The organism is Pseudomonas sp. HN11 (genome assembly GCF_021390155.1).
In the GTDB taxonomy this organism is placed as follows: domain Bacteria; phylum Pseudomonadota; class Gammaproteobacteria; order Pseudomonadales; family Pseudomonadaceae; genus Aquipseudomonas.
In genome coordinates this window covers 474977-497627 of sequence record NZ_CP089985.1, presented here as the reverse complement: position 1 = coordinate 497627, position 22651 = coordinate 474977, and the positions used below count along the sequence as shown (strand labels likewise).

The window sequence follows — 22651 nt, the reverse complement described above, 5'->3', positions numbered from 1 at the left end:
CTATCGGACCTCGACCGCAGAGCCCTGCAACCGCTGCAAGGCTTCGTTCACCGGCTGCGGCAGCAACTGGCGCATGCAGTTGTAGTGACCGAAACGGCAGGTGCGATCGAAACACGGGCTGCACTCCAGGCCCAGGCGCACCACTTCGACCTTGTCGGCCAATGGCGGGGTGAAGCCCGGCGATGTGGAGCCGTACACCGCCACCAGCGGGCGGTTAAGCGCGGCGGCGACGTGCATCAGGCCGGAGTCGTTAGACACCACCGAGTCTGCGCAGGACAGCAGGTCGATGGCTTCGGCGAGCGACGTGTCGCCACTGAGGTTGACCGCCTCTTCACGAAGGCCAGGAATCAGGCGCTGGCGAATGTCTTCGCCCACCGGATGGTCCTTCTTCGAACCAAACAGCCACACCTGCCAGCCTTCGCGGATCTTGGCTTCGGCGACCTTGGCGTAGTGCTCCGACGGCCAGCGCTTGGACTCGCCAAACTCGGCACCGGGACACAGCGCCAGGACTGGACGGTCAAGCTCCAGGCCAAACTTGGCCAGGGCGGCGTCGCGGCTCACCGGGTCGATCTGCAAACTCGGGCGCGGATACGGCGTGGGCAACTCGGCGTCCGGCTCATAAGCCAAGGCCATGAAGCGCTCGATCATCAGCGGGTAGCGGGCTTTATCCAGCGTGCGCACGTCGTTGAGCAGCACGTAGCGGAACTCGCCACGCCAGCCGGTGCGTTTAGGGATGCCGGCAAAATACGGCACCAGCGCCGACTTGAGCGAGTTGGGCAACAAGATCGCTTGATCGTACTGGCCCGCAAGGGACTTACCGATGCGACGCCGGGTCGCCAGCTCCAGGGCGCCATGGCCGAGCGGGAAGCTCAAGGCCTGACGTACTTGCGGCATGCGTTCGAGGATCGGCCGGCTCCACTCAGGGGCGAGCACGTCGATCTGGCAGTCCGGGTAGCGCATACGCAGGCACTGGAACAGTGTCTGCGCCATCACCATATCACCGACCCAACTGGGCCCAACGATCAGAATATTCATGTAGTTTCCACAAACGATGCGGGGAGGCTTATGCCTCCCCGCCCTAATAGTGTTTCAGCTCAACCCCAGCTCCTGCCAGATGCGCATCACCTGGCGCCGTTCGTCGGCGAACTGATCCCCGGCCACCGTACCGGCCTCGTTTTGCAAAGCCTGACGATGCGCGGCGGAACGGTAGGCCTTATACACCTCGCGCAGCAGGTGGGCATCGGCGGAGGGCATCAAGCCCACCTGCTCCAGGCCTTCCAGAATGCGGATATTGTCGGTATAGCGCAGCAGCGATGGGTGTTGCGCAGACCACGCCAAAGCCGCGTATTGCACCATAAATTCAATATCGACGATACCTCCGGCGTCCTGCTTGAGGTCAAACGCCGCCGTGGCCTCGAAGGCATTGGCGCCAGTACCGGCCGCCGTGCTCTTGGTGCCCAGGTTGTCACGCATCTTGGCGCGCATCTCGCTGACCTCCTGGCGCAGCTTCGCCAGGTCCCGCTCCTGCCCCAACACTTTAGCCCGTACCTGCTCAAATGCCTGGCCCACATCCTGGCTGCCGACCAGCACCCGCGCGCGGATCAGCGCCTGATGTTCCCAGGTCCACGCTTCATTTTGTTGGTAGCGATCAAACGCCCCCAGCGAACTCACCAGCAAACCGGACGCGCCAGAAGGCCGCAGGCGCATGTCCACTTCATACAACTGGCCGGAGTTGGTCTGGGTGGTCAGCAGGTGAATGATCCTTTGGCCCAGACGCGTGAAGAACTGCGCGCCGTCGATCGGTTTGGCACCATCGGTTTCTGCCTGCGGATCACCATCGTGGATAAACACCAGATCCAGGTCCGAACCATGCCCCAGTTCGATCCCGCCGACCTTCCCATAACCGACAATAATGAACCCAGGATCGCACAACGTGCCGTCCAACCGTTGCGGTGAACCGTGGCGCGCCACGGTCTGGCGCCAGGCCAGGGCCAGCACCTGTTCGAGAATCGCCTCGGCGAGCCAGGTGAGGTAGTCGCTGACCTTCATCAACGGCAAGCTGCCAGCGATTTCCGAGGCGGCCACGCGCAGGCGGTGGGCCAGTTTGAAGTGGCGCAGGGCTTCCATCTGTTGCTCAAGGTCGTCTTCCGGGATGCGCGTCAGGCGCTCGCGCAACTCGGCGGCCAACTCGGGAGCCAACGGCGGCTTGAACAGGCGGCCTTCGTTGAGCAACTCGTCGAGCAACAGCGGAAAGCGTGTGATCTGTTCGGCGATCCACGGGCTGGCGGCGCACAGGGTCAACAGGCGACGCAGGGCGTCGGGGTTTTCCGTGAGCAACACTAGATAGGCGGAACGCCGCGCGACGGCTTCGACCAGCGGCAACACACGCTCCAGCACCAAGTCCGGGTTGGCGTGTTCGACAGCCTGGGCAAGCAGACGCGGGATGAACGCATCCAACCGCTCGCGCCCCAAACGCTGCATGGCGCGCAGTTGCGGGCTGTTGCGCAGGCCGGCCAGCGCCTTGAGGGCCTTGGTCGCGTCGGTAAAGCCACCTTCGGCCAATTGACGGCAGGCGGCTTCTTCATCTTGGGATTCTTCCCACAGCGGCAACCACTCACCGCCCACCACCAACTCGCTTTCTTCGCCCTCTTCTTCGTCGGGATCGGCGATCACTTGGCGGAAATGCCAGTCCACACGACCGCGCCAATACATCAGGCGTTCGTGGAACGAGGCCCAGTCGGCAAAGCCCAACATAAAGGCAATGCGCGCCTGGTCTTCCGGGCTGTCGGGGAGCATTTGCGTCTGCCGGTCGGCAATCGCCTGAATCGCATGTTCGGTGTAACGCAGGAATTCGTAGCCATTGCGCAATTCGGCAATTACCGCCGGCGGCAGGTAGCCCTGGCCCTCCAGGGTGCCGAGCACCTTGAGCAACGGGCGCTGTTGCAGGCTCAGGTCACGACCGCCGTGGATCAACTGGAAGGCCTGGGCGATGAATTCCACTTCGCGGATACCGCCCGCGCCCAGCTTGATATTGTCGGCCATGCCTTTGCGCCGCACTTCCTGCTGGATCAACTGCTTCATGGTGCGCAGCGCTTCGATGGCGGAAAAATCGAGATAGCGGCGGTAGACAAACGGTCGCAGCATATCCAGCAATTGCGCACCCGCCACCTGATCGCCTGCAACGACGCGCGCCTTGATCATGGCGTAGCGTTCCCAATCGCGGCCTTGGTCCTGGTAGTACTGCTCCAGCGCATTGAAGCTGAGCACCAGCGCACCGGCCGACCCATAGGGGCGCAGGCGCATGTCGACGCGGAACACGAAGCCGTCGACGGTCATCGGGTCGAGGGCCTTGATCAGTTTTTGACCAAGACGAATGAAAAACTCCTGGTTATCCAGGGACCGTTTGACGCCGACCGTTTCACCACCCTCGGGGTAGGCGAAGATCAGGTCGATATCCGACGACAGGTTCAGTTCCACCGCACCAAGCTTGCCCATGCCAAGGATCACCATGTGCTGCGATTCGCCACTGCGCCGCCCGGTGGGCGTGCCGAACTGCACGCAGTGGCGCTGGTACAGCCACTGGTAAGCCTGGTCGATGCTGGCATCGGCCATGTCGGAAAGGTCACGGCAGGTTTGCACCAAATCGGCCTGGCGGGTCAGATCGCGCCAGATGATGCGCACCTGCTGGCGCGTACGCTGGCGACGCAGCACGCGGCCCAACTCATCTTCTGTTTCGGCTTGTTGCACGGCACCAGCAATTTGCCCGCACAGTTCGCCAGGCGCGAAACCACGGTCCAGTTCGCCCCAGGCCACCAGTTCGAGCAACATCAAAGGGTCACGAACACTTTGTTCAATGACGAAATCACTGGCCGCGCACACGCGGGCGAAGTCAGCCCACCGTTGCGGCGTCCACGCAGAAAGTCCATGATCGTCGTCCAGCGCGGCCACTGCGTCACGAAATGACTGCTCGGCCCGCTGGGCTTTTGACAAGAGAATGGCCGGCAGTTCGGCGAGTGTTGGAAGGCTCATGGTCTATCCTTGTTCGGCGCGTAATGGGCGTGTAGCTGTGAATGCAAGAACCACGCTCTTATGACGGACTGTCGAACAAAGGTTAGAAATAGCTGAAATTAATTTCATTTTGGCAGCCAACATCAAACATTCACCTTTTCTTGTTCGCAAAAGATCAACAATAACGATTATGCTCACCAGCCAGACCGAGCCATACGCTCAGTCTTGTGTAGTTTTACTACTCGTATATACATTCGAAAGGCTGAAATGGCCGACGATTTGTAGTAAAACTACAGGACGCCGAAGCAACCTTCGGCCATCCAAGAATTTATGTCGTCTGCCCACAAGGCCAGTCGCAAACTTCAGGCAACCGATTCTGGTAGCCTTTCCGCCCTGGAGCAAGCCATGCAAGACCTCGATCCCGTCGAAACCCAGGAATGGCTGGACGCCCTGGAATCGGTTCTCGACAAAGAAGGCGAAGACCGTGCTCACTATCTGATGACCCGTATGGGCGAACTCGCGACCCGCAGCGGCTCGCAACTGCCTTACGCCATCACTACGCCATACCGCAACACCATCCCCGTTACCCACGAAGCACGCATGCCTGGCGACCTGTTCATGGAACGCCGCATTCGCTCGCTGGTACGTTGGAACGCCATGGCGATGGTAATGCGCACGAACTTGAAAGATTCGGACCTGGGCGGTCACATCTCCAGCTTCGCATCCAGCGCAACCCTGTATGATATCGGCTTCAACTACTTCTTCCAGGCCCCGACCGACGAACACGGCGGCGACCTGATCTACTTCCAGGGTCACACCTCGCCAGGCGTCTACGCCCGTGCGTTCATGGAAGGCCGCATCTCCGAAGAACACATGAACAACTTCCGCCAGGAAGTGGACGGTAACGGCCTGTCGTCGTACCCGCACCCATGGCTGATGCCTGATTTCTGGCAGTTCCCGACCGTTTCCATGGGTCTGGGTCCAATTCAAGCGATCTACCAGGCACGTTTCATGAAGTACCTGGAAGCCCGTGGCTTCATCCCTGAAGGCAAGCAGAAAGTCTGGTGCTTCCTGGGCGACGGCGAGTGTGACGAGCCGGAATCCCTGGGTGCCATCTCCCTGGCCGGCCGCGAGAAGCTCGACAACCTGATCTTCGTCATCAACTGCAACCTGCAGCGCCTCGACGGCCCGGTTCGCGGCAACGGCAAGATCATCCAGGAACTCGAAGGTGTGTTCCGCGGGGCTCAGTGGAACGTGACCAAAGTCATCTGGGGCCGTTTCTGGGACCCACTGCTGGCCAAGGACGTCGACGGTATCCTGCAACGTCGCATGGACGAAGTCATCGACGGCGAGTACCAGAACTACAAAGCCAAAGATGGCGCGTTCGTGCGTGAACACTTCTTCAACACGCCTGAACTCAAGGCGATGGTTGCCGACCTGTCCGATGACGAGATCTGGAAACTCAACCGTGGCGGCCACGACCCGTACAAGGTCTACGCGGCGTACCACGAAGCGGTCAACCACAAAGAACAACCGACCGTCATCCTGGCCAAGACCATCAAGGGTTATGGCACCGGTGCCGGCGAAGCGAAGAACACTGCGCACAACACCAAGAAAGTCGATGTCGACAGCCTGAAGTTGTTCCGCGACCGCTTCGACATCCCGGTCAAGGACGAAGAACTGGAGAACCTGCCGTTCTTCAAGCCGGAGCCGAACAGCGCCGAAGCCCGTTACCTGGCCGAGCGCCGCGCCGCACTGGGTGGTTTCGTGCCTCAGCGTCGCGCCAACAGCTTCAGCGTGCCGACTCCGGACCTGAGCACCCTCAAGGCTATCCTCGACGGCTCGGGCGACCGCGAAATTTCCACCACCATGGCCTTCGTACGCATCCTCGCGCAGCTGGTCAAGGACAAGGAAATCGGCCCGCGCATCGTTCCGATCATCCCGGACGAAGCCCGTACCTTCGGTATGGAAGGTATGTTCCGTCAGTTGGGCATCTACTCCTCCGTTGGCCAGCTCTACGAGCCAGTCGATAAAGACCAGGTGATGTTCTACAAGGAAGACAAGAAGGGCCAGATCCTCGAAGAAGGCATCAACGAAGCGGGCGCCATGAGCTCCTTCATCGCTGCCGGTACTTCGTACTCCAGCCACAACCAGCCGATGCTGCCGTTCTACATCTTCTACTCGATGTTCGGCTTCCAGCGCATTGGCGACCTGGCGTGGGCAGCAGGCGACAGCCGTACCCGTGGCTTCCTGATCGGCGGCACCGCCGGTCGTACCACGCTGAACGGCGAAGGCCTGCAACACGAAGACGGTCACAGCCACATCCTGGCTGCCACCATCCCGAACTGCCGCACCTTTGATCCAACCTACGGCTATGAGCTGGCGGTGATCATCCAGGACGGCATGAAGAAGATGACCGAAGAGCAGCAGGACGTTTTCTACTACATCACCGTGATGAACGAGTCCTACCAGCAGCCAGCCATGCCGGCCGGTGTCGAGGAAGGCATCATCAAGGGCATGTACCTGCTCGAAGAAGACACCAAGGAAGCGGCGCACCACGTACAGCTGATGGGCTCCGGCACCATCCTGCGCGAAGTGCGTGAAGCGGCGAAGATCCTGCGTGACGAGTTCAATGTCGGCGCCGACGTGTGGAGCGTGACCAGCTTCAACGAACTGCGTCGCGATGGCCTGGCCGTAGAGCGTCACAACCGCCTGCACCCTGGCCAGAAGCCACAGCGCACCTTCGTTGAAGAGTGCCTGACCGGCCGTAAAGGCCCGGTGATCGCTTCGACCGACTACATGAAACTGTTTGCTGAACAAATTCGCCAGTGGGTCCCGTCCAAGGAATTCAAAGTCCTGGGCACCGACGGTTTCGGTCGCAGTGACAGCCGCAAGAAGCTGCGTCACTTCTTCGAAGTCGACCGTCACTTCGTGGTGTTGGCAGCCCTGGAAGCCTTGGCTGACCGTGGTGAAATCGAACCTAAGGTGGTGGCAGACGCTATCGTCAAGTTCGGGATCAACCCGGAAAAACGCAACCCACTGGACTGCTGAGGAGACTTTTTGTGAGCGAACTCATTCGCGTACCTGACATCGGCAGCGGTGAAGGTGAAGTAATCGAGCTGTTTGTGAAGGTCGGCGACACCGTCGAAGCCGACCAGAGCATCCTGACCCTGGAATCGGACAAGGCGAGCATGGAAATTCCTGCTCCCAAGGCCGGTGTGGTCAAGAGCCTGAAAGTGAAGCTGGGCGACCGTCTGAAAGAGGGCGACGAACTGCTTGAGCTGGAAATCGAAGGTGCCGCTGATGCGGCTCCTGCAGCGGCTCCTGCTGCTGCAGCTGCACCCGCGCCTGCTGCTGAAAAGCCTGCCGCTGCTGCCGAGGCCCCTGCGGCCCCGGCTACTGCACCTGCCGCCGCCAGCGTCCAGGACATTCATGTCCCGGACATCGGTTCATCGGGCAAGGCCAAGATCATCGAACTGCTGGTCAAGGTGGGCGACACCGTCGAAGCCGACCAGTCGCTGATCACCCTGGAGTCCGATAAGGCCTCCATGGAAATCCCTTCGCCGGCTGCCGGCGTGGTGGAAAGCATTGCAGTCAAGCTGGAAGACGAAGTCGGCACTGGTGACTTCATCCTCAAGCTGAAAGTACAAGGTGCTGCACCGGCAGCCGCGCCAGCCCCGGCGGCTGCTCCTGCTGCCAAGGCTGAAGCTGCACCGGCTGCCGCTGCACCTGCACCTGCACCTGCACCTGCACCTGCTGCTAAAACCGAGGCCGCTCCGGCCGCTCCTGCACCGAGCGGTGCCAAGGTTCACGCCGGTCCTGCCGTGCGTCAGTTGGCCCGTGAGTTCGGCGTTGAGCTGAACGCTGTATCGGCCACCGGTCCTCACGGTCGCGTGCTGAAGGAAGATGTGCAGGTCTACGTCAAGGCCATGATGCAGAAAGCCAAGGAAGCTCCGGCTGCTGGCGGCGCTACCGGTGGTTCGGGTATTCCGCCGATCCGCACCGTGGACTTCAGCCGCTTCGGCGAAATCGAAGAAGTGCCGATGACCCGCCTGATGCAAATCGGCGCGGCCGGTCTGCACGCGAGCTGGTTGAACATCCCGCACGTGACCCAGTTCGACCAGGCTGACATCACCGACCTGGAAGCTTTCCGCGTTGCGCAGAAAGCCGTGGCCGAAAAGGCCGGCGTGAAACTGACCGTGCTGCCGCTGCTGCTCAAGGCGTGCGCGCACCTGCTCAAGGAGCTGCCGGACTTCAACGCCTCGCTGGCGCCAAGTGGCAAGGCGATCATCCGTAAGAAGTACGTGCACATCGGTTTCGCGGTCGACACCCCGGATGGCCTGCTGGTACCGGTCATCAAGAATGTCGATCAGAAGAGCTTGCTGCAACTCGCTGCCGAAGCCGCTGCACTGGCTGCAAAGGCCCGCGACAAGAAGCTCACCCCGGACGACATGCAGGGCGCCTGCTTCACCATCTCCAGCCTCGGTCACATTGGCGGCACTGGCTTCACGCCAATCGTCAACGCGCCGGAAGTGGCGATCCTGGGCGTGTCCAAGGCGACCATCCAGCCTGTCTGGGACGGTAAAGCGTTCCAGCCGAAGCTGATGCTGCCACTGTCGCTGTCCTACGATCACCGCGTGATCAACGGCGCCGCTGCGGCTCGCTTCACCCAGCGTCTGAGCCAGTTGCTGAACGACATCCGCACCATCCTGCTGTAAGCGCGGACAGGCCTCCCGTTCACCCGGGAGGCCTGGTTGCACCGATTTTCGAGCGCCACGCTCGTACCTCAACCCCGCCACTTGGCGGGGCTTTTTTTGCCCGTTTATTGAACAAATGCGAACAGGTTTGTACACCTTCCATCACCCCGACTGTAGAAATCCCTTTCGAGGCCGATAACACCCTTATAGCACTTAGCCTTCATCCTCTCTTGTCAGCCTGCGCCGCATGATGCAACCTTGCCGCAGGCAACAGAAAAGAGGGCGTGAGCCCGGCGCCGTGCGCGTAATTTCAAGTGAGTTCCCCCCATGAAAAGCCAACCCGATGTCGCCCGTATGGCGGCCGAGGTAGTGACGCAGTTACCGGTGCCTTCGCGCCTCGGCATGCTGCGTTTCGAGCGGCTTAATGAGGCAAGCTGGGCCCTCCTTTACCTCGACCCCAATTGCGAACGCCAATTCGGCCTTCCGGCGGTCGAGTTATGTGCCTTGATCGGCACGCCCTACGCCAGCCTGATGGAGCCCCAGGTGCGCTATCAGCTGCACGACACTATCCAGCAGCAACTGACCCAGAGTCCTCATTACCTGGTGCGCTACACCCTGCACACCAGCGACGGGCCGCTGAGCCTGCTGGAAATGGGCGAAGCCTATAAACAACACAATCGCCACCTGCTGCGCGGCTACCTGATGGTGGTCGACGGCCTGTTCAGTGAAATCCCCACTGCCGCGCCCACGGCCGACCTGGAGAACCAGAACAGCCGCCTGCAGATCGCCCTGGAGCTCAACCAGCGCGCCCAGCAGGAACAGTTGCAGCATCTGGAGCGGGTGCGGGCCCAGCAGGAGTTGATCCTGTTGCTGGCCCGCCAGCGCTACACCACCAACAATTCGCTGCAAGAAGCCGCCGAGCTGATCACTCGCAGTGCCTGTGACATCTACCAGATCGACTGCGCCAGCATCTGGAACCTCGAAGGCCAGCGCCTGGTGCCGATTTCGGCCTACCACCGCGCCGACGGCCAGCACCATCTGCCTGAATCCATCGATGCAAGCCTCTTTCCGGACTACCTGGAAGCCTTGCACAGCAGCCGCGCGATTGACGCCACCAACGCGATGCGCGATCCGCGCACCCGTGAAATGGCCGACAACCTGCGCGCCAAGGATATCCATGCCATGCTTGACGCGAGCATTCGCGTCGATGGCCAGGTTGTCGGCGTGCTGTGCCTGGAGCAAAGCGGCAGCACCCGGGCCTGGCAGGCCGATGAAATTGCCTTTGCCGGCGAGCTGGCCGATCAGTTTGCGCAGGTCATCAACAACCATAACCGTCGCACGGCCACCAGCGCCCTGCACCTGTTCCAGCGTGCCGTGGAACAAAGCGCCAACGCCTTTTTGCTGGTCAATTGCGAAGGGGTGGTCGAGTACGTCAACCCGAGCTTTACCGCGATCACCCAATACAGCGCCGAAGAAGTTCACGGCCATCGCCTGGCCCAGTTGCCGGCGCTGGAAAACCTCAGTGAGTTGCTGTTCGACGCACCGTCGAGCCTGGCCAAAAGCAACAGCTGGCAGGGTGAATTCAAGAGCCGCCGCAAGAACCTCGAACCTTACTGGGGCCAGCTGTCGATTTCCAAAGTGTATGGCGACAACCGCGAGCTGACCCACTACATCGGCATCTACGAAGACATCACCCAGACCAAGCTGGCCCAGCAGCGCATCGAGCGTTTGGCGTACACCGACAACCTGACCAACCTGGGCAACCGTCCGGCGTTCATCCGCAACCTCGACGAACGCTTCGCCCGCGACAGCGACAGCCCGATCAGCCTGCTGCTGGTGGACATCGACAACTTCAAACGGATCAATGACAGCCTTGGCCACCAGACCGGCGATAAACTGCTGATCAGCCTGGCGCGGCGTTTGCGCAACAGCTTGAGTACCGGCGGCAGCCTGGCGCGGTTTGCCAGTAACGAATTCGCGGTGCTGCTCGATGACACCGACCTGGAAAGCGGCCAGCAGGTTGCCAGCCAGTTGCTGGCGACCCTCGACAAGCCGATGTTCGTCGATAACCAACTGATCAGCGTCACCGGCTCCGTGGGCCTGGCCTGTGCGCCGCTGCATGGCCGAGACCCGCAGACCCTTATGCGCAACGCCGGCCTCGCGTTGCATAAAGCCAAGGCTAACGGCAAGCATCAGGTCCAAGTGTTTACCGAAGCGCTGAACGCCGAGGCCAGCTACAAGCTGTTCGTGGAGAACAATCTGCGCCGCGCCCTCACCCAGAACGAGTTGGACGTGTTTTACCAGCCCAAGCTGTGCCTGCGCAGCGGCCGTCTGCTGGGCATGGAAGCACTGCTGCGCTGGAATCATCCGGAAAAGGGCATGATTCGCCCCGACCAATTCATCAGCGTGGCGGAAGAAACCGGCCTGATCATCCCCATCGGTAAATGGATCGCCCGCCAGGCCTGCCGCATGAGCAAGCAACTGAGCGCCAGCGGCATGGGCAATTTGCAGGTGGCAATCAACCTGTCACCCAAGCAGTTTTCCGACCCAGACCTGGTGGCCTCGATTGCCACCATCCTCAAGGAAGAACAGCTGCCGGCCAACCTGCTGGAGCTTGAGTTGACGGAGGGCTTGCTGCTGGAAGCGACCGAAGACACGCGTCTGCAACTTGATCAATTGAAAAGCTTTGGCCTGACCCTGGCCATGGACGACTTCGGCACTGGTTACTCTTCGCTGAGCTATTTGAAAAAATTCCCCATCGATATCATCAAGATCGATCGCAGCTTTATCCACGAAATCCCGGATAACCAGGACGACATGGAAATCACCTCGGCAGTGATCGCCATGGCCCACAACCTCAAGCTCAAGGTGGTGGCCGAAGGCATTGAGACTGCCGAGCAGCTCGCGTTCCTGCGCCGCCACCGCTGTGATGTGGGCCAGGGTTACCTGTTCGACCGGCCGATCCCCGGTGCAGAGCTGCTGGCGATGCTCAAACGCTACCCGCGCGGGCCAATCGCCTGACAGCGCTGTAACACTCGGGCACACTGGCTGTCTGAATTCTTACCCAACTCAATCTGACTGAGAGGACTGATCATGGTCTTGCGCTCGGAAATTCTGGTGAACAAAAACGTGCTGCCTACTCAAGAACAAGCTCTGCCTGGCCGTGAAACCCCGATGGCGCTGCCAGAGACTCACTTCGTCAACGGCAACCCGCTGCTCGGCCCGTTCCTCGATGACGTGGGTTTTGCGATCTTCGGCCTGGGCTGCTTCTGGGGCGCCGAGCGCAAGTTCTGGCAGCGCGATGGCGTGGTCAGCACCGTGGTCGGTTATGCCGGTGGCTACACGCCGAACCCGACCTATGAAGAAGTCTGCTCCGGCCTGACCGGCCACAGTGAAGTGGTACTGGTGGTGTATGACCAGGCCAAGGTGAAATACGAAGACCTGCTGAAGATGTTCTGGGAACTGCACAACCCGACCCAGGGCATGCGCCAGGGTAACGACATCGGCAGCCAGTACCGCTCGGTGATCTACGCGACTACCCCAGAGCAATTGGCGGCAGCGCAGGCGAGCGCCGAGGCTTATCAGGGTGAGCTGACCAAGGCTGGCCTGGGTGCGATTACTACGGAAATCGAAGAAGCGCCAACGGTGTATTTTGCCGAGGCGTATCACCAGCAATACCTGGCTAAGAATCCGCAGGGCTATTGCGGGATTGGCGGGACGGGCGTGAGCTGCCCGATCTGAAGATCAAAGCTGCAAGTGCCGAGGTTCTGCTTTTACTTGCAACTTGCAGCTTGAAACTCATAGCTACTCAGCTATGAGCCAATCCATCTGCCAGCCACCCTGGGTCTGGCCAAGCTGCCTGGACAGCCATGGCAGCAGCTCGCGCAACTCCTCCTCCAAGCCCCACGGCGGGTTGGCGATCGCCAGGCCCGAGCCGGTCAGGGTGTTGGGTGTGTCCAGCGGATGCACCAGCAATTCCACACGCAGCAACTTCGGCGCACCGGTGCCGGCCAGGTCCTGGTAGAAACGGCGCAACATGCGCTGGTCTTTCACCGGGTACCAAATGGCGGCGACGGTCTGGCGCATGCGGCCCACCGCCTCTTTGAGAGATGCCGCACAGCGCTGCATTTCGTCGAGCTTTTCGAACGGCGGGTCGATCAGCATCAGCGCCCGCTTTTCTGGCACCGGCAGCAGGGCACGCGGCACATGCCAGCCTTCGCCCAGATGCACTTTGACGCGACGATCGCCCTTCATGTTGTCCTTGAGCAACACGCCGTCTTCCGGGTGCTTTTCATTGAGCAACACGCGGTCCTGGGGGCGAGTGAGTCGTCGCGCCAGTTCCGGCGAACCCGGGTAGTAGCGCAACTCGCCATCCGGGTTCATCTCATGCAGTACGCGCATGTAATCGGCGGTCAGCGCTGGCAGGTCGCTCGCGCCCCACAGGCGCGCAATGCCTTCCAGGTATTCACCCGTGCGGTTGGCCTGGTCACCTTGCAGGTCGTACAGACCGATGCCGGCGTGGGTGTCGAGGTAGGCGAACGGCTGCTCCTTGCGCGACATCAGGGCGATGAGGCGGGTCAAGGTCAGATGTTTGAAGACATCGGCGTGATTGCCGGCGTGAAAGGCGTGACGATAATTCATGGTTGCTCCTGCGCAGGGGGCGAAGTTTACCTTTTACGCGGGCGTTGGTGCAGTGCGGTGTGCCGGGCGGTGCTTGAGTCGAAAAGGCGCGCTGGCTTCAACTCAGCTCTGAAGCCAGGTAGTCCGCCAAAGCCTGATGGCTGACATCGTGGCCGCGCGCAAAGTAGGCGACCTTGTACCGCAAAGTCGTAGGCATGAACGCGGTGCAGAGGTCGGGGCGTTGCTCTTCGAGCCATTGCAGGAGGTTATCGATCAGGGTTTGCGGCGACTGCTCGGCCAGATGTTGTAGCAACGGCGCAGGTACTTGCCACCATGGGCTAGCTTTGGCGGCAGCGACCGGACCAGTGGTTACGGTCAGCGACTGGCCATTGATCAAGTACCGCTGGAACACCGGCAATACCTCATCGCCCGACCGCTGAAGGATTGGCAGGAATTGAGCACCATCCCAGAACCGCAAGAACACTTCCTGGCCTTCGGGCAGGTACACCTTGGTCAGGCCTTGCAGGTGTGCAATCACGGTTTCCAGTGACTGGGAAGATATGGCCAACCAGCCCCAATCCGTAGCGTCCGTGGAAGCGGCCCACTCCAGGAACTGGCTGCCCGGCTCGACGATGCCCACATAGGGCATTACCTCATCCCATGCCGCATAGGCTGTACCGGCCCAAACGGGTTGCGGCGGGGCTCCGGCGGAGAGCGCCCGCCAAGCGTCAAGGGGCTTGGCGTCGCTGGCTGCGCCCAGCACTGCAAACATCTGTTCACCAGGAAGCAGAGGTTGATGCATCTTCGTAAATCCCTTTAAAAGTCAGATGGGGCCGCACTGGCCATTCTTGCAACGCTCGCACTCTTCGCAAAACGGCGCACTGCGCTTCAGGCTGGCCACTTGCACCCGGCTCAGTGGAGCGGGAATCACCGCCAGCAGTGTTTCCTTCAAGCCAGGCCTTAACGGCGCCACATTAGCAGCGGGCGCACCGCCAAGCTGGATCGGCACACTGCTGAAAATCCCGCCCGCAGACAGCGTGATCGACTGCCCACCCGCCTGAATCGCGACGGTCGCGCCCGCGTCGATGACAATGGTTTGTCCCGCCCCCATCTGAATGGCCCGTCCAGCATGCGTTTGCTGCGAACCGCCGATCACCAGGTGATCATCCTGCTTGAGCTCCGTCAGACGATTACCGTGGGTGATGCGCTGCTCCTCGCCTTGCAGTTCCTGATGCGACTCACCGCCCACTTTTACCCGAAGATCATGCAACACATGCTGCGTCCAATCCCGCTGGGCGCGCAGGTAGATTTCCTCGGCGCCCTTGCGGTCCTCGATGCGCAGCTCGTTGTAGCCCCCACCACCGGGGCTGCTCTGGCTGCGGAAGATGCTGCGGGTCTTGTCTGCCGGCAGATCGAGAGGCACCTGGGTTGCAGCATTGGGGAGGCAGCCCATGATCAACGGCATATCCATGTCGCCATTGGCGAAGCCCACCAGCACTTCCATGCCGACTCGAGGAATCAATACCGAACCATAACGATCATGGGCCCAGGCGCTGGCGACCCGCAGCCAGCAGCTGGAATGATCGTTATGTTCCCCGACACGATCCCACGCCAGTTGCACCTTGACCCGGCCGTATTCGTCACAATGGATTTCGCTGTCGACGGGGCCGGTCACCACCGCGTTCTGATAGCCAGCAACGATCGGACGAGGCTGCTCAGGCATTGGCGGACGGAAGATCACATCCCACGGCGTGGCGGAAAATTCGTTGCGATAGCCCTGACGGAAATCACCGCCCACCACCTCGGTGACGGACTCCTCCAACGCCTGCGGCTGCTTGCCCTCATGGGTCACTTGCGTCACCAGCCATAGGTCATTCCAGTCCTCGCGTGGATGGCCGGCCAGCGTGAAGAACCGACCGCTGGCTAAAGAAGGCTCATCACTGCTGCCACGGGCGACGCGATAGTCACTGCGATGACGCTCCAGGCCACGCTGTGCGAGATATTTGCCATGAGCTCGGTCGGTAAAGCGGCCGGGGTAAACCTGCGTTTCAAGCCGTGGTAGCCGCTCGCCAGACACCGCGCTTTCCAGCGCCAGGCTTGGTTTGCGAAAGTCATAATCGCGGAGGTTTACTGCCGTGGTACGAGCTTGCACCTGCACCCCAAACCGTTTGATCACTGGGGTGTCCGCCACCATCCCGGAACCAGCGGTGTATGGCGTGGACCGATCTGCCTGGGCAAATACGGCCTGGTCGTCGCCGAACACCAGTAAATGACCACCAGCCGAATGCTGAAAGTGATAGTGAATACCCAACTCAGCACAAAGTCGCTGAATGAAAGCCAGGTCAGTTTCGCCAAACTGCACGCAGTACTCACGCGCGGGGTAGGTGCCGCTGAGACGAAAGTCGAAACGGTCGCTCTGGATCCCCTGCCCTTCCAGCACCTGCGCAACTATCTGCGGCACCGTCTTGTGCTGGAAAATACGTTGATGACTGCTGTGGGCCAAATAGGCAAGCTGCGGCATAAGCGTCATCTGATAACGCGTCAGGCGCCGCCCGGAGTCACCTTGCGCGACCCGGCAAACAAAACCATGAATACCCCGCCCCTGCTCATCGAAACCGAGGTACACCTGGCGGTGCAGCAAGCTCTCAAGGTCCAGATCAGGCTGTTCGCTGACCAGCTCGAGGTCAAATCGGTAGGGCTGACTGATGGATTCAATACCCACGAACTCAAACACCTTGAGTTCACTGGGTTCCCCATCAAGGGTCAGGGTAAAGGCATTTTGATTGGCAGGAGCGAACATCCGGTGTTTCTCTGCAAGGTGTGGACTGCCGATTCTGCATCACTGTTTTGCCTTGCTGAGCACGCCCTAAACAAATCAGTAAATCCCTACACTGACACGTCTGAATCTTCTTCCGATCAGCGTAATTCAAACGCAAAAAAAGGCCCGTCATCCGTAGGACGCGGGCCTTTTTTTTCAGTTCGCAGGGCACTAAGTGCCCGACGAATTACTTGTTGAGGTTGTAGTCTTTTTCCGCAGCATCAAAGCGCTCAACCATACCCGCAGTCGGTGCGCCCATTTTGCTCACGAAGTAGATCGCCAAACTGGCGAAGATAAAGCCTGGGATGATTTCGTACAGACCCAGCAATTCGAACTGCTTCCACACAATCACGGTGATTGCGCCGACCAGGATGCCGGCCAGTGCGCCATTGCGGGTCATGCCTTTCCAGATCACCGAGATCAGCACCACGGGACCGAATGCGGCACCGAAGCCGGCCCAGGCATAGCTCACCAGGCCAAGCACGCGGTTTTCCGGGTTGGCGGCCATGGCGATGGCAATCAGTGCAACCAGCAGCACCATCAGGCGACCGACCCATACCAGCTCAACCTGGGAAGCGTTTTTGCGCAGGAAGGTCTTGTAGAAGTCTTCGGTCAAGGCGCTGGAGCACACCAGCAGTTGGCAGCTCAAGGTACTCATCACGGCCGCCAGGATGGCCGACAGCAGTACACCGGCAATCCATGGATTGAACAGCAACTTGGCCAGCTCAATAAATACGCGTTCGTGGTTTTCAGTTACGGGACCTGCAACTTCCGGATGCGCCGAGAAGTAGGCAATACCGAAGAAGCCCACTGCCACGGTGCCACCCAGGCACAGGATCATCCAGGTCATGGAGATGCGACGTGCCTTGGCAATCGACTTCACCGAATCCGCCGCCATGAAACGCGCCAGGATGTGCGGCTGGCCGAAGTAACCCAGGCCCCAGCCCATCAGCGAGATGATACCGATGAAGGTGGTGTTTTTCAGCATGTTGAAGTTGTCAGGGTTCTTGGCTTCGATGGCCAGGAACGTGGTGTCGACGCCACCGGTGGCCAGCAGCACGATGATCGGTGTGAGGATCAGCGCGAAAATCATCAGCGTGGCTTGTACGGTATCGGTCCAGCTCACGGCCAGGAAACCACCGACGAAGGTGTAGGCGATGGTCGCTGCAGCACCGGCCCACAGGGCGGTTTCGTAGGACATGCCAAAGGTGCTTTCAAACAGGCGGGCACCGGCCACGATGCCGGAAGCGCAGTAAATGGTGAAGAACACCAGGATCACCACGGCAGAGATGATCCGCAGCAGGCCGCTTTTATCTTCGAAACGGCTGGAGAAGTAATCCGGCAAGGTCAGGGCGTCACCGTTGTGCTCGGTCTGGACCCGCAGGCGACCGGCGACGAACAGCCAGTTGAGGTAAGCGCCGACGATCAGGCCAATGGCGATCCAGCTTTCGGACAAGCCAGACATGTAGATCGCGCCCGGCAGGCCCATCAACAACCAGCCGCTCATATCGGAAGCGCCGGCCGACAAGGCAGTCACCACGCTACCGAGGCTGCGACCGCCCAGGATGTAATCGGAAAGGTTGTTGGTGGAGCGATAGGCCATGAAGCCGATCAGCACCATTGCTGCGATGTAGATCACGAACGTGATCAGGGTTGGATTGCTAACGCTCATATGAGTGACGCCCTGGCTTTGTTTTTATGTAGCAGCGGTCTGTCAGACGGCCACCTATCTAAAAGTAGGTAGACGTAACTGCGTGCCGCGCATTTATGACTGACGTTTCCCCAGGAAAGCCGTCAGCCGATGAACCGACCCGTCGGAGTGGTTGCACCTTGGGCGCGAATGCTATTCAACAAAGCAAATAAGGTGCAACCAGTTTCGTGAGAATAAGTTGCACCTGGATGTGTTTTGCGGGGAACACCCTGTTTTTGCTCCTTTTCGGAGCAAGAACAACCGATTTCAGAAGCAAACGCACCAAGGCGGAGCGTAATTCATCGGCAGTGTATTTTTTCCCGATCACGATCAAAAATTTCCTGAATAAAAAGGGTTGCACCCGGTTGCACCTCCGCATGCGCAAAGCTAATCTTGCCGCCAGCTGATGCCACTCGGTAGTGGCACCCATGAGGATAAGAAAATGGCTACGACCACCCTTGGGGTCAAACTCGACGACCCGACCCGCGAGCGCCTGAAGGCTGCCGCGAGCTCCATTGATCGCACGCCGCACTGGTTGATCAAGCAGGCGATTTTCAATTACCTGGAGAAGCTGGAGGGTGGTGCAACCCTGACCGAACTCAATGGTTCGAGCAGCAAAGACGCCGACGATGCAGGCGAGGTCCAGACCGACCACGTCCACCAGTGCTTCCTCGAGTTCGCCGAGAGCATCCTGCCGCAATCCGTATTACGCGCCTCGATCACCGCCGCTTACCGCCGCCCTGAGCCGGAAGTGGTGCCGATGCTGATCGAACAGGCTCGCCTGCCGGCCCCGATGGCCGAAGCCACCAATAAGCTGGCCGCCTCGATCGCTGAAAAACTGCGTAACCAGAAGAGTGCTGGCGGCCGTGCCGGTATTGTTCAGGGCCTGCTGCAGGAATTCTCTCTGTCGTCCCAGGAAGGCGTGGCGCTGATGTGCCTGGCCGAAGCGCTGTTGCGTATCCCGGACAAGGGCACCCGCGACGCCCTGATCCGCGACAAGATCAGTACCGGCAACTGGCAGCCGCACCTGGGCAACAGCCCGTCGCTGTTCGTCAATGCCGCGACCTGGGGCCTGCTGCTGACCGGCAAACTGGTCGCCACCCACAATGAAGCGGGCCTCACCTCGTCCCTGAGCCGCATCATCGGCAAGAGCGGCGAGCCGATGATCCGCAAGGGCGTCGACATGGCCATGCGCCTGATGGGCGAGCAGTTCGTCACCGGCGAAACCATTGCCGAGGCCCTGGCCAACGCGAGCAAGTTCGAAGCCAAGGGCTTCCGCTACTCCTACGACATGCTGGGTGAAGCCGCGCTGACTGAACACGACGCGCAGAAGTACCTGGCCTCGTATGAACAAGCCATCCATTCGATCGGCAAAGCGTCCCACGGCCGTGGGATTTATGAAGGCCCGGGCATTTCTATCAAGCTGTCGGCCTTGCACCCGCGCTATAGCCGCGCGCAATACGAGCGCGTGATGGACGAGCTGTATCCGCGCCTGCTGTCCCTGACCCTGCTGGCCAAGCAATACGACATTGGCCTGAACATCGACGCCGAAGAAGCCGACCGCCTGGAGCTGTCGCTGGATCTGCTCGAGCGCCTGTGCTTCGAGCCGCAACTGACCGGCTGGAACGGCATCGGTTTCGTGATCCAGGCTTACCAGAAGCGTTGCCCGTATGTGATCGACTACGTCATCGACCTGGCGCGCCGCAGCCGCCATCGCCTGATGATCCGCCTGGTGAAAGGCGCGTACTGGGACAGCGAGATCAAACGCGCCCAGGTCGAAGGCCTGGAAGGCTATCCGGTCTACACCCGCAAGGTGTACACCGACGTTTCCTACATTGCCTGCGCACGCAAACTGCTGTCGGTACCGGAAGTCATTTACCCGCAGTTCGCAACGCACAACGCCCACACGCTGTCGGCCATCTACCATATTGCCGGTCAGAACTATTACCCTGGCCAGTACGAGTTCCAATGCCTGCACGGCATGGGTGAACCACTGTACGAGCAAGTTGTAGGTAAGGTTTCCGATGGCAAGCTGAACCGTCCATGCCGCGTGTACGCACCGGTCGGCACCCACGAAACGCTGCTGGCTTACCTGGTACGTCGCCTGCTGGAAAACGGCGCGAACACCTCGTTCGTCAACCGCATCGCCGACCAGTCCATCTCCATTCAGGAACTGGTGGCCGATCCAGTGGCCAGCATCGAGCAAATGGCCACGCTGGAAGGCGGTTTTGGTCTGCCGCACCCACGCATTCCATTGCCGCGTGACCTGTACGGCAGCGACCGCGCCAACTCGGCCGGTATCGACCTGGCCAACGAACACCGCTTGGCGTCGCTGTCCTGCGCCTTGCTGGCCACCGCTCACAACAACTGGAAAGCCGCGCCGATGCTCGGTTGCGTCTCCAGTGAGCAAACGGCAGTGCCGGTGCTGAACCCGTCCGACCTGCGTGATGTGGTCGGCCATGTGCAAGAAGCTACCGTCGAAGACGTCGATAACGCCATTCAATGCGCCATCAGCGCCGGCCCGATCTGGCAGGCCACCCCGCCCGCCGAACGCGCCGCGATCCTGGAGCGAGCCGCCGACCTGATGGAAGGCGAGATCCAGCCGCTGATGGGCCTGCTGGCCCGCGAAGCCGGCAAGACCTTCGCCAACGCCATCGCCGAAGTGCGTGAAGCCGTGGACTTCCTGCGCTACTACGCGGTGCAGGCGCGCAATGACTTCACCAATGACGCCCACCGCCCATTGGGCCCGGTCGTCTGCATCAGCCCGTGGAACTTCCCGCTGGCGATCTTCAGCGGTCAAGTCGCTGCCGCACTGGCCGCCGGTAACCCGGTATTGGCCAAGCCGGCCGAACAAACCCCGCTGGTCGCCGCGCAAGCCGTGCGCATCCTGCTGGAAGCTGGCATTCCGGAAGGCGTGCTGCAACTGCTGCCGGGCCAGGGCGAAACCGTCGGTGCGCGCCTGGTGGGTGATGATCGCGTCAAAGGCGTGATGTTCACCGGCTCCACCGAAGTGGCGCGCCTACTGCAACGCAATGTCGCCGGCCGCCTGGATGCCCAGGGCCGTCCGATCCCGCTGATCGCCGAAACCGGTGGCCAGAACGCGATGATCGTCGACTCCTCGGCGCTGACCGAACAAGTGGTCATCGACGTAGTGTCCTCGGCCTTCGACAGTGCCGGCCAACGCTGCTCGGCCCTGCGTGTACTGTGCCTGCAGGAAGATTCGGCAGACCGCGTCATCGAAATGCTCAAGGGCGCCATGGCGGAATGCCGTCTGGGCAACCCTGAGCGCCTGTCCGTCGACATCGGCCCGGTAATCGATGCCGAAGCCAAGGCCGGTATCGAGAAACACATCCAGGCCATGCGCGACAAGGGCCGCAACGTGTACCAGGTCGCGATTGCCGATGGCGAAGAGATCAAGCGTGGCACCTTCGTGATGCCAACCCTGATCGAACTGGAAAGCTTCGACGAACTGCAACGCGAGATCTTCGGCCCGGTGCTGCACGTGGTGCGCTACAAGCGCAAAGAGATCGACTCGCTCATCGGCCAGATCAACGCCTCCGGCTACGGCCTGACTCTAGGCGTACACACCCGTATCGACGAAACCATCGCCAAGGTGATCGACAACGTCAATGCCGGTAACGTCTATGTGAACCGCAACATCGTGGGTGCTGTGGTCGGCGTGCAACCGTTCGGCGGCGAAGGCCTGTCGGGTACCGGCCCGAAAGCCGGTGGCCCGCTGTACCTTTACCGCCTGCTGTCGACGCGTCCTACGGATGCCATCGAACAATCCTTCGTACGCGGCGACGCACTGGCCGCACCGGACGTGCGCCTGCGCGACGCCATGAGCCAACCGCTGACGGCCCTGAAAGCCTGGGCCGACAGCAACAAGTTCAGCGACCTGAGCGCCCTGTGCAGCCGGTTCGCCGCACAGTCACAAAGCGGTATCACCCGTCAACTGGCTGGCCCGACCGGCGAGCGCAACAGCTACGCCATCCTGCCTCGCGAGCATGTGTTGTGCCTGGCGGAAGTAGAGGGCGACCTGTTGACTCAATTGGCAGCCGTATTGGCCGTCGGCGGTTCGGCGGTATGGCCGGAAACCGAGCTGACTAAGGCCTTGCTCCCACGCCTGCCGAAGGAAATTCAGGCGAAGATCAAGCGCGTGGCTGACTGGACCAAGGACGAGGTGGTGTTCGATGCGGTTCTGCACCATGGTGATTCCGATCAACTGCGTGCGGTGTGCCAGCAAGTGGCGCAACGTGGCGGGGCGATTGTCGGGGTGCATGGTTTGTCCCAAGGCGAGACGGCGATTGCGCTGGAGCGTTTGGTGATTGAGCGGGCGTTGAGTGTTAACACTGCAGCAGCGGGTGGTAATGCGAGCTTGATGACTATCGGCTAAATCGCAATACGATCGGGCACCCGCAACGGGTGCCCGATTTGTTTATCTCCTACGTCCCCACCGACCTGTTAGATCTAACAGCTACCCTGCGACCAACGGGAAGAGTACGTTTCCTACACCTGGATTGATGTTCAGCTGTTTTCAGGCCCCTTCATCACAGGAGAAAGACCATGACTACTCAAAGCAACCAAAGCACACCAAAGGTCACATTCCAGACATCACCCAATGTGGCTACCCAAGAGCAGTACTATCTGAACGCTAAGGTAGGTGAGGTATATCAAAGCGCCAGTCCAGTAGCCGAGCCGGCTTTAATCATCTCAAAGAAATGGACGCACACCGCCGCTGGTGACGTCTTAATCGAGCTTGGCCTCCAGGCGCTCTAGCGCCACCCAGAAGGAGCCAGACACGAATTTTCATGGCTC

The 22651-nt window shown here is 60.5% G+C and carries 12 protein-coding genes; 6 read left to right on the top strand and 6 right to left on the bottom strand.

The window, feature by feature from the left end:
* Together waaF and glnE are read right to left on the bottom strand one after the other, a co-directional pair.
* A complete protein-coding gene (gene waaF, locus LVW35_RS02240; RefSeq protein ID WP_233893509.1) occupies positions 1 to 1035 on the bottom strand; it encodes a lipopolysaccharide heptosyltransferase II in 1035 nt (344 codons plus the stop codon).
* 54 nt (positions 1036 to 1089) lie between these two features.
* Positions 1090 to 4029 carry a bifunctional [glutamate--ammonia ligase]-adenylyl-L-tyrosine phosphorylase/[glutamate--ammonia-ligase] adenylyltransferase gene (gene glnE / locus LVW35_RS02235; protein WP_233893508.1) on the bottom strand — a complete coding sequence of 980 codons (2940 nt, stop codon included), beginning with the start codon at positions 4027 to 4029 and terminating at the stop codon, positions 1090 to 1092.
* A 384-nt stretch (positions 4030 to 4413) separates the two neighbouring features.
* Here glnE and aceE point away from each other — a divergent pair, with 384 nt between their 5' ends.
* The 4 genes from aceE to msrA all read left to right on the top strand — a co-directional run bounded on the left by aceE (position 4414) and on the right by msrA (position 12446).
* Entirely contained in the window at positions 4414 to 7059 is a 2646-nt protein-coding gene (gene aceE / locus LVW35_RS02230) for a pyruvate dehydrogenase (acetyl-transferring), homodimeric type (protein WP_233893506.1), read from the top strand.
* A gap of 11 nt (positions 7060 to 7070) precedes the next feature.
* Positions 7071 to 8726, top strand: a complete 1656-nt coding sequence (gene aceF, locus LVW35_RS02225; protein WP_233893505.1) for a dihydrolipoyllysine-residue acetyltransferase — start codon at positions 7071 to 7073, stop codon at positions 8724 to 8726.
* A 306-nt stretch (positions 8727 to 9032) separates the two neighbouring features.
* On the top strand, positions 9033 to 11726 hold the full coding sequence (locus LVW35_RS02220; protein ID WP_233893504.1) for a putative bifunctional diguanylate cyclase/phosphodiesterase: 2694 nt from the start codon (positions 9033 to 9035) through the stop codon (positions 11724 to 11726).
* Between the two features lie 72 nt (positions 11727 to 11798).
* Positions 11799 to 12446 (top strand): peptide-methionine (S)-S-oxide reductase MsrA, encoded by a 648-nt coding sequence (msrA, locus tag LVW35_RS02215; RefSeq protein ID WP_233893503.1) that lies wholly within the window; start codon positions 11799 to 11801, stop codon positions 12444 to 12446.
* A gap of 63 nt (positions 12447 to 12509) precedes the next feature.
* Here the strand turns inward: msrA and LVW35_RS02210 are convergent, their stop codons facing one another.
* The 4 genes from LVW35_RS02210 to putP form a co-directional block, all read right to left on the bottom strand.
* Positions 12510 to 13346 carry a 23S rRNA (adenine(2030)-N(6))-methyltransferase RlmJ gene (locus tag LVW35_RS02210; RefSeq protein ID WP_233893502.1) on the bottom strand — a complete coding sequence of 279 codons (837 nt, stop codon included), beginning with the start codon at positions 13344 to 13346 and terminating at the stop codon, positions 12510 to 12512.
* 97 nt (positions 13347 to 13443) lie between these two features.
* Complete coding sequence (locus LVW35_RS02205; RefSeq protein ID WP_233893501.1) at positions 13444 to 14127, bottom strand: DUF4123 domain-containing protein; 684 nt, start codon at positions 14125 to 14127, stop codon at positions 13444 to 13446.
* Between the two features lie 21 nt (positions 14128 to 14148).
* Positions 14149 to 16125 carry a type VI secretion system Vgr family protein gene (locus LVW35_RS02200; RefSeq protein ID WP_233893500.1) on the bottom strand — a complete coding sequence of 659 codons (1977 nt, stop codon included), beginning with the start codon at positions 16123 to 16125 and terminating at the stop codon, positions 14149 to 14151.
* Positions 16126 to 16330: 205 nt separating this feature from the next.
* The gene (gene putP / locus LVW35_RS02195) at positions 16331 to 17815 is read right to left on the bottom strand and encodes a sodium/proline symporter PutP (RefSeq protein ID WP_233893499.1); all 1485 of its coding nucleotides are present in this window, start codon (positions 17813 to 17815) and stop codon (positions 16331 to 16333) included.
* Positions 17816 to 18275: 460 nt separating this feature from the next.
* Here putP and putA point away from each other — a divergent pair, with 460 nt between their 5' ends.
* Positions 18276 to 22229 carry a trifunctional transcriptional regulator/proline dehydrogenase/L-glutamate gamma-semialdehyde dehydrogenase gene (gene putA / locus LVW35_RS02190; RefSeq protein WP_233893497.1) on the top strand — a complete coding sequence of 1318 codons (3954 nt, stop codon included), beginning with the start codon at positions 18276 to 18278 and terminating at the stop codon, positions 22227 to 22229.
* A 170-nt stretch (positions 22230 to 22399) separates the two neighbouring features.
* On the top strand, positions 22400 to 22612 hold the full coding sequence (locus tag LVW35_RS02185) for a hypothetical protein (protein WP_233893495.1): 213 nt from the start codon (positions 22400 to 22402) through the stop codon (positions 22610 to 22612).
* Positions 22613 to 22651: the final 39 nt, after the last annotated feature.

What these genes read in the sequence shown, in the direction of transcription:
- waaF (WP_233893509.1), bottom strand. Translation starts at nt 1,035, where the DNA reads ATGAATATTCTGATCGTTGGGCCCAGTTGGGTCGGTGATATGGTGATG.
- glnE (WP_233893508.1), bottom strand. Translation starts at nt 4,029, where the DNA reads ATGAGCCTTCCAACACTCGCCGAACTGCCGGCCATTCTCTTGTCAAAA.
- aceE (WP_233893506.1), top strand. Translation starts at nt 4,414, where the DNA reads ATGCAAGACCTCGATCCCGTCGAAACCCAGGAATGGCTGGACGCCCTG.
- LVW35_RS02220 (WP_233893504.1), top strand. Translation starts at nt 9,033, where the DNA reads ATGAAAAGCCAACCCGATGTCGCCCGTATGGCGGCCGAGGTAGTGACG.
- msrA (WP_233893503.1), top strand. Translation starts at nt 11,799, where the DNA reads ATGGTCTTGCGCTCGGAAATTCTGGTGAACAAAAACGTGCTGCCTACT.
- LVW35_RS02210 (WP_233893502.1), bottom strand. Translation starts at nt 13,346, where the DNA reads ATGAATTATCGTCACGCCTTTCACGCCGGCAATCACGCCGATGTCTTC.
- LVW35_RS02205 (WP_233893501.1), bottom strand. Translation starts at nt 14,127, where the DNA reads ATGCATCAACCTCTGCTTCCTGGTGAACAGATGTTTGCAGTGCTGGGC.
- LVW35_RS02200 (WP_233893500.1), bottom strand. Translation starts at nt 16,125, where the DNA reads ATGTTCGCTCCTGCCAATCAAAATGCCTTTACCCTGACCCTTGATGGG.
- putP (WP_233893499.1), bottom strand. Translation starts at nt 17,815, where the DNA reads ATGAGCGTTAGCAATCCAACCCTGATCACGTTCGTGATCTACATCGCA.
- putA (WP_233893497.1), top strand. Translation starts at nt 18,276, where the DNA reads ATGGCTACGACCACCCTTGGGGTCAAACTCGACGACCCGACCCGCGAG.
- LVW35_RS02185 (WP_233893495.1), top strand. Translation starts at nt 22,400, where the DNA reads ATGACTACTCAAAGCAACCAAAGCACACCAAAGGTCACATTCCAGACA.